Raw genomic sequence first — 12654 nt, 5'->3', positions numbered from 1 at the left:
GTGTCAGTACAATTGTATATGTTTTGAAATATATATTTTAAAAGTAATTCAAAATCTTTATTTATCAGGATTTTTCATGTTATGTTTTTCTTATTACCCTTTTTTGAGGGGATGAGTAAAAACACTCTAAATATAAAATGCTAATTGAAGGAGGAATATTTATGAATTCAAATTCATATGAATCTCAACCAATTAAAGCATTGGAACTACTTTCTGCTATAACTATAGGTAATGCAACTATTGATGATTTAATTATTGAACTTAGAAATAAGAAATTGAATTTTCAGTATCCTGAATTACAGAAAAAAATTCGCCAGAAATTGTTTCACAAATTGTTCAAAGAGTTCCACAGATACCATTTTTTAAATGGAAAAATATACAATCCAGAAGATATTACATATTTTAACGGACAAGAGTTACATTTTGTTTTATCTACATCTGGTGATTATATGTTAGCTGTTGATAATCGGAGATTGTTTAAAATTTGGTTAAGGTTAGCTTTTAATGAAATTTTCGGATGTAATAATTCACCATATGAATTAACAGAATTGAGACCTTTTCTTTTTCCTGATATGTTGGATCCTCTTACGTTTACACCTAAGACCTATTTTTATGAACATATAGACTATAATGGGGATTATCTTTCTTTAAGTCCAAACCGTGGATATAAAAATTTAACAAATGTGAGAATGAGTATTTTTGAGGATTGGAATGATAAAATTTCATCATTTCAAATGAATAACACTAGAGTTACTACATTATATGAACATATTAATTGGGAAGGCCAAACATTAACTATGTTTGGTAGTGTATCTAATTTACGTATATACGGATGGAATGATCGAGCTTCATCAATTGCTACTTGGTAATTTACTTATTTTCAGTTGTTTTGTTTAAAATAGGAAATTTAAATTTTGATATGATTAGAATTTTTTATGGTGATATTTAAATGAATACTTATTCATAGATAGTTGACATAACGTCCTATTATTGGTAGCAATACAAAGGAAAATACTTACTCACAGGAGGAATCTTCTTTTTTAATTTCTATATCTCTATTCATCCTTTTATACATTTCTATCCTGGCATTGGTTTTAGGGTTCTTGTTTTTTATGGAGTTAGGAAAAAATCTGCATAAAATCTTGCATAATCTTAATCCGGGGAATTCAAAAGTCCTGACGGTATCCCTCGCATAAAATCTCCTTTAAATTATGAGGATGCAGTTAGTGTAGTAATCTTATAACGTATAAAAAGACACTATAGAAAGTGTCTTTTTATACGTTGACATACTATGAAAGAAAATGTAGTGATTAATAATAATGTGTTGGATACTTCTTGATTAATTCTAGTATAACATCAATATAGATAATTTTAAATGCGATCTTACGTATATATAGATAAATTTATATTTATGTATGTCGTTCGTTATCTTCTTTTCGCTTTTATAATTTGTTATTCTGATTTGCAATAACGATAATCAGTTAGTAAATTAGAATTAATTAAAGAACATAAAAAAACTAGGGGGAATATGTTAAAATATACATTCAAGTAGCTAGAATGGTTGCACCTACTGTAGAACCAAGCTAGTCTCCGTCTTTAATTATATTTTGCAAAAGAACCAACAATAGTAATTTAGTATAATAACTTAATACTTGCTAGGATAGTAAGTACAACAATAACAAATACATTGCTCATTTTCCCTCTATATTTATCTAATACCGGTATTTTACTGATCGCATACATCGTTAAAAGTAGAGGAATAAGGTTATAACTATAAAGAGGAGATTATACATGTTAGAAACTCTTGAAATAAGAAAAAAGCAACACGAAATGAAAATACAAAAATACAAAAAAATACAAAAATACTACAACCCATTTTTGTTGGTAATCTCAATCATTTATCTTTTCTATTTTATCTACATTGATAATTCTCTCTCTGTATACCTATTACTACTTTGCGTTATCGGTTTTATTTTTTGGAGTATAGGTTTAGCAATTCATTTAAAACTCTACTACGAACTAAAAGGAAAACAAAAGATTATGAATATGGAAACAATAAACGAAATCAAAAAAAATAAATATATGAGTCCAGGAAGAAAAGAGCGTTATCTCAAAGATTATAACGCAACAAAAGGTGAACTAGAAAAGTTAATGATTTACGCTAAATTTATGTTAGAAGCTAAAGAAAGAGAACATGAAATAAAAGATGAGAATAAAAATATATAAAATATTGTTAAACAGGGAAATAAATTGATGAGATTTGAAAACAATGTCTGTTAAGAGAGGATAAGGTTTAATATTCGAACTTAGCTATCAATGTTATATAAAAAATATTTCATCGAGTAAAGCTATTAATTTTGTAGATAAAATTGTAGTATTAAATGCAGATAATATTAAGCAAAAAACATCTAATCCGTTTGTTCAGATGTTTTTTATGGCTAGAAATATGAAAATTTATAAAGAAATAAAAGGACGGGATAACATGAAATCAACAGGTGTTACAAGAAAAATAGATGAATTAGGGCGTATTGTTCTTCCAAAAGAATTAAGAAGAACATTGGGAATTGTAGAAAAAGATCCTTTAGAAATATTTGTAGAAGATGAAAAGATAATTTTACAAAAATATAAATCACATGATGCTTGTACAATAACTGGTGATATTTCAGAAAAAAATATCTCTTTAGCTAATGCTCAAATCGTTCTAAGTCCTGAGGGGGCTGAACTTTTAATTAAAGAGATCCAACAACACTTAGTAAAATAGCTAATTACATTAATGGTTTTGCTTAACCTAATGATATTATTCTTATCCACATAAAGAGAAAGACATCTTGTAGATGTCTTTTTCTTTACCATAATTCTACTACTTTTTCTTTCACCAAAAAATATATCAGCATTTTTTCATATCTAATTCATTCTCCTATTTGAAATATATTTTTAATATATTTCAAATAGGAGAAATTTAAATTCATAAACTAGTATAAAAACAAACGTATTTTAGTAAAATAGGATACAAAAAGAATCAGGGCACTAATATTAAGGTATCGCTTTGTTTTCTAATTTTTAATTTGGTTGTGTTATATTCATTGTTCAGTAAGCGATTAGCTTAGGTGAAAAATATAATCACTGTTTCCTTTCTGATATATAACATTAGTGTAAAACAAAAAAGATAAATTGCATTCGTATTATTTATAATAAGTCATACTTAATTTTTAATAGTTATCCAAAATTTTATGGTACAAGAGAAGGATTTACAATTCTATGAGAAAAAAATAGGAAGAAATCCATACATCAAATCGAGAATCTTCCTATTATATATTGTTTACTAAAACAATGAATTTCCTATATCTATTGTGGCCAAGTTTTGACGTCTTGTACGTTCTCTTAAATAACGCTCAGTCGTCATAATAGATTCATGTCCTAAATAGTCACGTATTTTCTTAAGCTCGACACCTTTTCCCATCAAATGATTTGCAAAGAAGTGCCTACAGGTATGAGGAGTAATTCTATCTTTTCGATAACGTAGAAAGGGTAGGTTTGTTTCTTCAATTTTTTCTGCTGCATATTTTGATAAGTAGTCGGCTCTATAGTGAGAGCCATCTGCTTTAGGTAGAAAAGCAGATATACTAGAGGCGTCCAATTCACTTTTTTGCTTACGCAATTGACGAAGATGACAAATATCATCGAGTACATCCTCAAATATACGGACTTCTCTAGTTTTATTTCCTTTTCCAACTACACGTAGGAGATAAACATTTAAAGAAGGATGGAATGAAAGATCAGCCCAATTGGCGTTTGCAACTTCCTCAATTCGGAGACCAGTGGTGGTAAGAAGGAAAAACAAGGAATACATAAAAAAATTTGTTTTTTTCAGTGTATCTAGAATTTCATTCACTTCTTCTGGAAACAGGTCCCGGTTGACCAACTCTTCTTTTTTTACAGATACTTTTTTAAGGCGACTACTAAAGTTATCTGAGAGTCCATTGTTATCATAAATATATTTTAAAAACTGTTGAACCACTGTTTTCTTTCGGCGTAATGTAGTGGCAGCATACTTCTTACTTAGTTCATAGAAATATCTTTCCATCTCATTATGGGATAACTCATGAATAGTTCCTATTTTTTCTTTTATGTACCGAAGAAAATGAGACAGATCATGCAGATAGATCTTTTTAGTGCGGTCACTTCTTTTTTTCGTTAAAGAAGGTTCATCATGTAAAAATAAGTAAACCAATGATTCTTCATTTAATTTGGAATAATCAATATTTCGGATGCCCATACCCATAATTTTTTCAAAATGACTGTCGTCAAAAAAATCCGATTTGGATTTTACAATTTGAGTATTATGTTCATAATTTATAATATTCAAATTCAAACACATCCTTTATTGTAATGAAATGATAAAAATATATTTTTATATGAATTTTAATAACTCTAATTATACCACAATAAATGCATTATTTATTGTGGTATATAATGAAATATTTAAAAATATGTTTTCTTTCATTTATTTAATATTTACGTTTATGAAAGTATAATTGAAACGTTTAATAGTTTTTTTGTATATTTCAATCCAAATTCGATAGGAGGAGATTTTTTTTGAGTAATCTTCGTCGGAAAATTTTACATGAGATCTATGATTTAGAATATACCCATTGTTCAACTTGTCCTCTGAACAACCTATCAATGAATTGTACAGATGAACAACAACTGGAAAAACAAAGAAATTACAAACACTGTAAAGGTTGTCCCATCTTCGATTCCATTCGTGAAAAAGGGGAGCAATTGAATCTTTTATCAAAAAAGAGTACATTTAATAAGGTAAGAGAACGTTATATGGATAATCCGATCAAGTATCTGCAGTATAAAGAGTATTCAATAAAAGATGTAATAAAAGAAACGGGTTTGACCAAATATCAGTTAAGAAAATTTAAACAACAACTAGAATGAATGTTTCGGATGAGGTGAAATATGAACTATTTATCTTTAGAAGAGGTATGCGATAGGGTAGGTTTAACAAAAAATCAATTAAGCTATTTAATAAAGTATAAACAAATCGAACCTATCAATCCTACTACCTGGAAAGCAGATGGAGGATACCGTTTTGAGCAAGAAGATGTAGAAAAGTTAGAGGAATTATACAAAGACTCTTTAACATTAAAAGAAGCAGCTGAATTTCTAAATAAGTCTAAGACTTACGTTCATAATGCCGCTAAAGACGGGATATTGCCCTTTAAAGAGATTGCAAAAGGGAAATCTACTGAACGATTGTACTTAAAAAAGGATTTGGAAGTTTTCAAAGAAAAAATTGAAAACAAATCAAAAGAGGAATCAAAAGAAAAAAAGCAGCATTTAAGTCTCTATCTTGATGAAAAGGTAGTAGAAGCAATAAAGAAAAAGGCTGCAAAGAAAGGGTATAATGGCTACAAGAAGTTTGCTGAAGACATTTTATCTGCAGAAGTAAAAGAAGAAATAGAAGAATAGAATTCTAGAGAGAATAGATCCCTAAAAAACGAAAAAACGTTATAAGGGGTCTATCTTTGTTTTTAAGAAACTTTTCAACTCTCGAATCTTATTGTATTGCTGATATAACCAACGTTCTTTATAAACGAATTTGAGAACCCTTTTTTTGAGTGTGCCCCAAAAAAATTCTCTTAAAATACAAAAAAAGTAACATATATACTATATATAGAAAATTTTTGAAGGGGTAATGAGAAATTTAAGACGATTTTATTCAAGGTAAAAAAAGCACTCGAATTGAGTGCTTTTTTTATCATTTATCTGGTACATAACATGTGTTGTTATCCATATGGCATTTTTCTATCTTTGTTTTAGTATTCCCTTTTTTATCTCTGTAAAAAATTTTAACTGTCCCCTTGGCGCCATTATAATCAAATTCATATGCATTAGGGTATTTGTCTCTAACCCATATTAATCCTGAACCAGCACTTGCCGGCATTGCAGAAATAAGTAATGCAGATGTTAAACTTAGCGCCCCAACTATCTTTTTAATTTTTGACTTTGACATAAATAATCCCCCCTTATTATTTTATTAACTTATTAGAATAATGTAACTAATAGGTTAATAAAATGGTAACATATACCACAGGTATTTAAAATCAGTAAAACTTGATAAATAAATATTATAAAATTCAAAAAACAATTACTATTTCTAATAAAATTTAAGGGTAAGTGTAAAAACCTTTAAGTAAACATATTTTAATTATAGTAAACTAGATTATTCGAAAATGAATGTATCAATGTGGATTCTCTATTTAAATGAATAGGAATATGGTAAAATAGAAGTATAACTGTATATCGTGTGAAGGTGGGCTTGTTATTATCCCTTCTTTCCATTTGGAAGGAAAGGGGGTGATATAACATGGAATTTTTGTTTGAACTTTTAAAAGAAGTTGCTAGAGCAGTTGTGCGTGAGGTTTCAGCATACGCACTGAAAAAGCAATTCGAAAAAAAAGACAACAAAAAACCCGCGCTTCACCGACCAAAGTACAAGCGTGGGTCTAAAAGAAAAAGATAATGCATAATAACAGCCACCTTGACAGTAGCAGTTATGGGACGGGATGTTGACGCATCTCGTCTTTATTAGTTTATGCAATTCAGTTAAGTACTATACTTAATATATATTGGGTATGCATTCAATATATATCTAATCTACAGTAAACATACCATATTTTTATTTTTTGGTCAACGCTTGGACATATTAGAGGCTAAGCAATGGGGTTTATACTGTAATTCATAATGCAAGTGACTTTAGAGCAATAACAGTAGTTTTACAGGGAAGGGTTCATTTTCCCTAAAACAAGTAAAGCTATAAAAAAGTAAAATTTTCGTTTTGGGGATATTCATATTATTAGTTTAACAGAAATATAAGGCAGCCCTATATGCTCTAAAAAAGACACCCTAAAGGTGCCTTCAACAATTTGAATTACTGTATTAGTTAGTTGGCAGGAGATGGAATTCTAGATGCTGCAAAACGTGTGCCGTTACCTGCTATAATTTGACCAGCTAAACTAGGTGTAGCAACTACTTCAACTATATCCCCAGCATTTAATCTTAAGATATCAACTGTTTCCACAATATTATCCCCCTTGTAATACCTACTACATTTACTGCGCCATGGACTTCCTTATCAGGTCCTATAGACACACCGTTTACTGCAATAGATACAGTTATTTGATAAGGAGTGGTCTGAATAGTTGGTTGAAAATGTACAGATCCTATAATGTTATAAACCCCATCCTTTTTAGGAATAAATTTGGATGTAGTAGTATTATACTCGTTTGCTAAATCAAATTGTTCGTTCTGATACAATACTTGAATCGTTGAATTTGCTGCAAGTGCTGTAACTGATAAAGCCATTACCACTATTAACATGATTATTCTCGTAAATTTGTTCTTCATTCAAACCACTCCTTATATATAACGTAATTTCAACTCTTATAAAGAGCTAAATTACTTGTATAAGTATATAATAAAAAACCTTAAAACTGTATATTTTTATATATTATTTTTATTATATTAATAGTGTAAAAAAGAAGGGAAGGAGAGAGAATCTACCAATTACTATAATGTTGATTTCCTCAATATACATCAATATAATAATAATGTCAGAGCATGCTCTGATCAGTCAAAGTTATAGGGGTATAACAGATGACATTCATTGTTAAGATCATAAAATCGGATTCACTTATATGAAAAATACAAGCCTTTCTAATTGTAGGGAGGCTTGTATTTTTATTGTCCGACTACAAACATAAATATGATTTAAAAATAATAATGCAAATTAGGAATTTATTAAATAGTTACTATTAATTTAAAATAGTAACGTTATATAAAACAATAAACTATTGTCCCTCTAATTCTTCATTTAATTGACTACCATCAATTCCAATTTTTTTCAGAGTTTCGTCATCTACTTTTATAAAATCGCCTAATGCATCATCAAGATAAGGATAATCTAATGTTTTATTTTTTAATGTGATTTTTCTTTCTTCTATTTTTATTCTTCTATTTCCTAACCATATCTGAGGTGGATTCTTAAGTACATTTAATAATTTTTCTGATGTAATATCACCTTCAAAATCAGGCATTCTATAAACGTAAAGCTTATTGTTAAAAGAAATACCTGGTGGTATACGATTTAGAAAACGGATAAAGACAGAATGATCAACTATGTAAGTGTTATTAACAAATAGAGGTTCTCCTAACATAGCTGTAGTTAAAATTATTTTATGGATTTTTTTCGGCTTCCAATTTTCCGGTAAATCCAATTCCTTGCATACAATTCCCATATTCTTTATATAGAAATCAGCAATTCTTTCTAACTGTTCAGTTGTACTTCTTTCATCACTTGTCTCTTTAGCTTTTGGTTGATGAGCATAGAGCTTTAATAATAAATTGTAGTACTCTCTATATGTTGAAGGTTGGCCAAACGCTTTTATTTCAACAAAAAACAATTCATTATTAAGTTCAAACGCTGCATCACACTCAAAAGTCTCTCCCTTATGACTTTGTTTTAATCTTTTTGCTAGTATACCCTTCGTGTTTAGTGCTTTTAATACATCAGTTTCCAATCCAGTTCCTTTGAAAGAAATATCTATGTTGTTATTAACTAACAATGATACAAGAGACATCGAAGGATCAATACTTGCAGCAATTGAAGGGATAAGAACTAAAGCTCCATTAAATTCAATAAATGGACAGTCTAAAAGGTCCTTCGAATCATTATTAAATATAAATTTTTCAATTATGATATCAGTGCTAGTTCTAGAAATCCCTCTTTTAACAAATAGTTTTTTCCAATATTTCTTTTCTCGAAAAATAGTCCAATTCCCTAACGAAATCGGGCGTACATACCCATTATTAAATCTATTTTCCAGTTCTTTTTTTGACTCCAATATAATAATTGTATAAGCCCGAATCCATTCAGTAAGAGATACATTTAAACATTTTATATTCAAATCGTGGGTAAGTAAGAATTCTCCTATAGCAATAGAATAAAATACCTCATCTTCACATAAATATTGTTTTGGAGCTAATTCTACTGATTCCGTATTAACTTGAGCAGTTACCTCTGAACTTAAGAAGTCATAATACCATTTATTTTTCTGGCTTATAAATCGTATTTTCGAGGATTCCTGAGCCCTTAAGAAACCATCGTTATTTAGTTTGACGTTAAAATTATTATTATCTTCGGTTATGATAGCATTACTAAATTTCCATTTCTGTTCCAAATTTATTAGTGATGAAAATATGTCAAAAAGTTCAATATGATCTCTAGCAGCCCGAATTTCGTTCATACTTACATGTTCTAATTTCTCTAAAGTACCGTTTTCATACTGTAGATATTTCAATATTCTACCTGCATTCTCTACAACACTATCTGCAATTCCTTTAGCATGATTTATAACATCTCCAACGGGTAACACTTCTGCTTTACCTGGATCGTATAAGCTTATAACAAAAGGATAAGACTTTTTTATTTCCTGTAACGAACGCCCTTTTATATATTCGGTTAATGATCCCATCCAAATTTCTAAGGCTACAATAAATGAAAGGACTCTTTTACTTTGAGGAATCTTATTTAATGCCTTTGTTTCTCTTAAATCCCTAAAATCTTGAAAAATGCTATTTAATGAATTTATGGTTGTAACAAACTCATCAATATGCTCTTTACAATTTGGATAACGCGCCTCAATTAATGAAACTATTTCTTTATAAGTATCATTTATTTTTGAATGGTAAGGATTAAAACATATCCCCGAAAGTCTTACAAGATCTAACGTTTCTTCTACAGTATGTTCTTTCATAAAAACTTCTAAATGGGTTTTAAAACGCTTTTTATTTCTACTTAATTTCTCTAATTCATAAAAATCCCACAACATCAACTTATGCACTTCCCATCACATTTATTATTAGCGATATATTAATAATAAATGTGATTTAAGAAATTTTCAAAATAATAGCTCGTGAGCTATATAATATTAAATTCTACTTATTCAGGAGTAGGTGTCCAAGTATCTAAAGTGATTTGAAGAAGACATGTTGAAAAGTTATCCAACTACTCCATATAATGAAAAAGAAACAAAATCACTATAAAACTAAATATATTTAGTTTGCAGGAAGGGGAATTAACATGGGAGGGACAATTGAACTAACAAGGTTGTTTTCTTTATCAAAAAATATGCTAATACAAGGCATTGATTATCAAGTTATAAATGGAATAAGCTATAAAAATAATTTAGAGATATGCGCAATTTTCAAATATGATTATGAGGATATAACTAGCAAGAAAAAGTATGATAATATAGCAAATAAAATATACACATTGGGCTTATTTAAAAAGGGAACTAGAGATTTTTTTGAATTACCATTAAAATACGAAATTAAAGGGAATTATAAATCATTTAAATTACCGTTAGTAGGTCCGAAAGATATTTTATACAAAAAACTTCGTGAGTTTCTGGAAATTGATTATACAAAAAACGGTCCTTTTAAACCGCTAGATTTCTTCAAGTTTCTACATAAAGCTATTCCTACCACAGCCAGTATTCATAATAAAGATAGATTGGTTTGTTCATATTCATATCCTACCAGCAAAGATAATGAACATGAAAAAATTTATTTTCTTAGTTTCCTTAATAATGATTTAAGTGGAAAAAAAAGAAGCTTAGAAAATAAAGCGAAAACAGAGAAACTTTTACCAGATGCTCATAAGATTATTGGCACAAGGAATATTTCTGTACGTTTTACGCATATACCAAAAGATGAAAGAAAAGAAAAAGAAGAAATAACGACTAAATTTAAAGAACTCAAATTTCAAATATATAAATAGTTTATCAATACGGATAATAAGTATAAAAGTAAAAAATTAAATCGTTTAATAACGGAAAGTCACTAAAATCGGTGTTTTTAGTGAAGATTTAAAGTTGTATGTCATTGTACATTAATGTTCGGCGCCATAAACTTAGATTACTAACTTAGTTGAATTATCATTCATATAAAAGTTCCCAAATTTGTGGCGCCAGACAAAAATATTGTAGAAAGACATAAAAGTCTAAACTAAAATCTCATGAATAATCGTTGATAAATAGCCATTATCATAAATTTTGTAGGTACTTTCATGTCTCAATAATGAGACATGAAAGTTTAAACTTTATGAACATAGGACAAGAAACTCTAAACTACTTAGCTTATAATAAAATACCCACGAAAGTATTTCACTTATACAAAAGACAAGAAGCTTCTTGTTTTAACTTTAGAAAAAGCAAATTTATATCGATATAACACAGTCATAGATGTTAGTTCAATAGCATCTATATACTTATTGGTATGGGGATTTTCCCATTTGAAACCTATTGCTTATTTTTCCATCTTTTCGATGATAGGAGCTTTAGCGGATAATTCACCGGTTGCCATATTATTCATAAAATATGCCCCATAAATAGTAATAGTATCTCCAATATTTATATCCTGTAAGATTTCAGGGGAAACGATAGCACTAACAGTCGAATCCTCATTAGAAATTTCAATAGCGTCATTTGATTTATTGATTACATTTCCAGTGTGCATTTTATATTGTTTTTTTAGTACGTTTTCTTCATTTTCTTTTTGAACAATTGCATATTTAGCTGTATCGGGCTGCCCAAATACAAGACCATCTATAAAAATAGGTGCATAAATAGTAACTGTATCTCCAATTTGAATATCTTTAAGGATTTCAGGGGAAGAAACCATAGCATCTAAACTTGTATTTCCATCAGAAATAATTAAAGACTTTTCTGTTTTAGCAGTTACTTTACCAGAACGTTTTTTGTGTTGATTTAGTAAAGCTTTTTCTTTTTTATCGGCTTCTGATATCGACTTCAATTTATCCATACCTGTAATAGGAGTAACTGTCTTACTTGCCAACTTTTCGATGATAGGAGCTTTAGCGGATAATTCACCAGTTTCCATATTATTCATAAAATATGCCCCATAAATAGTAACGGTATCTCCAATATTTATATCCTGTAAGATTTCAGGGGAAACGATAGCACTAACAGTCGAACCTTCACTAGAAATACTAATTGAGTTATTTGTTTTATTAATTACATTCCCAGTATGCTTTTGGTATTGGTCTTCTAGAACATTTTCCTCATTTTCCTTTTGAACAATAGCATATTTAGCTGTATCGGGCTGCCCAAATACAAGACTATCTATAAAAATAGGTGCATAAATAGTAACGGTATCTCCAATTTGAATATCTTTAAGGATTTCAGGAGAAGAAACCATAGCATCTAAACTTGTATTTCCATCAGAAATAATTAAAGACTTTTCTGTTTTAGCAGTTACTTTACCAGAATGTTTTTGGTGTTTATTTAGTAGAATTTGTTCTTTTTTATTTTGTGTTGAAACAGCTGTCTCAGTAGTTAAAGATCGATTTTCTATTGAAATTGACTCACCTTCTTTACTATTGATATCCATATCCTTACTGTTGACTTTTTCTCTCAATTTATCTTTTATTTCTTTAGAAAACATATCTGTTTTAGCAGTAAGTTGAGCAGCTTCAGCTCGTGTTATGAATCTATTTGGTTGCCAGCCGTTATCAGTGCCATTAGAAATTTTTAAATCAATTAAAACATTGGCGAATTTTTC

General features: G+C 29.1%; 13 protein-coding genes and 1 pseudogene. 7 read left to right on the top strand and 7 right to left on the bottom strand.

Features of this window, described 5'->3' with window-relative positions; translation table 11 throughout:
• Positions 1-161: 161 nt before the first annotated feature.
• Positions 162-869 (top strand): peptidase inhibitor family I36 protein, encoded by a 708-nt coding sequence (locus tag H6481_RS20650; RefSeq protein ID WP_182813023.1) that lies wholly within the window; start codon positions 162-164, stop codon positions 867-869.
• Positions 870-1632: 763 nt separating this feature from the next.
• Here the strand turns inward: H6481_RS20650 and H6481_RS20645 are convergent.
• Positions 1633-1752 (bottom strand): annotated as a pseudogene (locus tag H6481_RS20645) (septum site-determining protein); the annotation flags it as partial.
• 39 nt (positions 1753-1791) lie between these two features.
• Here H6481_RS20645 and H6481_RS20640 point away from each other — a divergent pair.
• Positions 1792-2226, top strand: a complete 435-nt coding sequence (locus tag H6481_RS20640) for a hypothetical protein (protein WP_182813021.1) — start codon at positions 1792-1794, stop codon at positions 2224-2226.
• Between the two features lie 256 nt (positions 2227-2482).
• A complete protein-coding gene (locus tag H6481_RS20635; RefSeq protein WP_182813019.1) occupies positions 2483-2761 on the top strand; it encodes an AbrB/MazE/SpoVT family DNA-binding domain-containing protein in 279 nt (92 codons plus the stop codon).
• Between the two features lie 561 nt (positions 2762-3322).
• Here H6481_RS20635 and H6481_RS20630 read toward each other — a convergent pair.
• Entirely contained in the window at positions 3323-4366 is a 1044-nt protein-coding gene (locus tag H6481_RS20630; protein ID WP_182813017.1) for a tyrosine-type recombinase/integrase, read from the bottom strand.
• Positions 4367-4596: 230 nt separating this feature from the next.
• On the opposite strand from H6481_RS20630, the gene H6481_RS20625 reads away from it, so the two are divergent.
• Both H6481_RS20625 and H6481_RS20620 read left to right on the top strand, forming a co-directional pair.
• Complete coding sequence (locus H6481_RS20625) at positions 4597-4947, top strand: transposase (RefSeq protein WP_182813015.1); 351 nt, start codon at positions 4597-4599, stop codon at positions 4945-4947.
• A 21-nt stretch (positions 4948-4968) separates the two neighbouring features.
• The gene (locus H6481_RS20620) at positions 4969-5481 is read left to right on the top strand and encodes a helix-turn-helix domain-containing protein (RefSeq protein WP_182813013.1); all 513 of its coding nucleotides are present in this window, start codon (positions 4969-4971) and stop codon (positions 5479-5481) included.
• 289 nt (positions 5482-5770) lie between these two features.
• On the opposite strand, the gene H6481_RS20615 is transcribed toward H6481_RS20620, so the two are convergent.
• Positions 5771-6025: a LacI family transcriptional regulator gene (locus H6481_RS20615; protein ID WP_098951264.1), complete on the bottom strand. Its 255-nt coding sequence runs from the start codon at positions 6023-6025 to the stop codon at positions 5771-5773.
• 354 nt (positions 6026-6379) lie between these two features.
• Between H6481_RS20615 and H6481_RS20610 the strand changes: the two genes are divergently transcribed.
• Positions 6380-6535: a hypothetical protein gene (locus H6481_RS20610; protein WP_182813011.1), complete on the top strand. Its 156-nt coding sequence runs from the start codon at positions 6380-6382 to the stop codon at positions 6533-6535.
• Between the two features lie 420 nt (positions 6536-6955).
• Here the strand turns inward: H6481_RS20610 and H6481_RS28950 are convergent, their stop codons facing one another.
• From H6481_RS28950 to H6481_RS20600, 3 genes are all read right to left on the bottom strand, one after another.
• Entirely contained in the window at positions 6956-7093 is a 138-nt protein-coding gene (locus tag H6481_RS28950) for a hypothetical protein (protein WP_259347383.1), read from the bottom strand.
• Positions 7072-7419, bottom strand: coding sequence for a hypothetical protein (locus tag H6481_RS28945; RefSeq protein WP_259347382.1), 348 nt, complete (start codon positions 7417-7419; stop codon positions 7072-7074). Before H6481_RS28945 ends, H6481_RS28950 begins: the two co-directional genes overlap by 22 nt.
• A 443-nt stretch (positions 7420-7862) precedes the next feature.
• The gene (locus H6481_RS20600) at positions 7863-9902 is read right to left on the bottom strand and encodes a hypothetical protein (RefSeq protein WP_182813089.1); all 2040 of its coding nucleotides are present in this window, start codon (positions 9900-9902) and stop codon (positions 7863-7865) included.
• Between the two features lie 251 nt (positions 9903-10153).
• Here H6481_RS20600 and H6481_RS20595 point away from each other — a divergent pair, with 251 nt between their 5' ends.
• Positions 10154-10852, top strand: coding sequence for a DUF6037 family protein (locus tag H6481_RS20595; RefSeq protein WP_166689723.1), 699 nt, complete (start codon positions 10154-10156; stop codon positions 10850-10852).
• A gap of 527 nt (positions 10853-11379) precedes the next feature.
• Here the strand turns inward: H6481_RS20595 and H6481_RS20590 are convergent.
• A partial coding sequence (locus tag H6481_RS20590) for an S-layer homology domain-containing protein (protein ID WP_182813009.1) occupies positions 11380-12654 on the bottom strand: 1275 nt, incomplete at its 5' end.

Origin of the sequence: Bacillus sp. ME78 (assembly GCF_903970865.1) — a bacterium.
Classification (GTDB): Bacteria; Bacillota; Bacilli; order Bacillales; family Bacillaceae_G; genus Bacillus_A; species Bacillus_A cereus.
The sequence above is the reverse complement of the archived record's forward strand: the minus strand, read 5'-3'. Positions and strand labels throughout refer to the sequence as shown.

What these genes read in the sequence shown, in the direction of transcription:
- H6481_RS20600 (WP_182813089.1), bottom strand. Translation starts at nt 9,902, where the DNA reads ATGTTGTGGGATTTTTATGAATTAGAGAAATTAAGTAGAAATAAAAAG.
- H6481_RS20640 (WP_182813021.1), top strand. Translation starts at nt 1,792, where the DNA reads ATGTTAGAAACTCTTGAAATAAGAAAAAAGCAACACGAAATGAAAATA.
- H6481_RS20610 (WP_182813011.1), top strand. Translation starts at nt 6,380, where the DNA reads ATGGAATTTTTGTTTGAACTTTTAAAAGAAGTTGCTAGAGCAGTTGTG.
- H6481_RS20635 (WP_182813019.1), top strand. Translation starts at nt 2,483, where the DNA reads ATGAAATCAACAGGTGTTACAAGAAAAATAGATGAATTAGGGCGTATT.
- H6481_RS20650 (WP_182813023.1), top strand. Translation starts at nt 162, where the DNA reads ATGAATTCAAATTCATATGAATCTCAACCAATTAAAGCATTGGAACTA.
- H6481_RS20620 (WP_182813013.1), top strand. Translation starts at nt 4,969, where the DNA reads ATGAACTATTTATCTTTAGAAGAGGTATGCGATAGGGTAGGTTTAACA.
- H6481_RS20615 (WP_098951264.1), bottom strand. Translation starts at nt 6,025, where the DNA reads ATGTCAAAGTCAAAAATTAAAAAGATAGTTGGGGCGCTAAGTTTAACA.
- H6481_RS20595 (WP_166689723.1), top strand. Translation starts at nt 10,154, where the DNA reads ATGGGAGGGACAATTGAACTAACAAGGTTGTTTTCTTTATCAAAAAAT.
- H6481_RS28945 (WP_259347382.1), bottom strand. Translation starts at nt 7,419, where the DNA reads ATGAAGAACAAATTTACGAGAATAATCATGTTAATAGTGGTAATGGCT.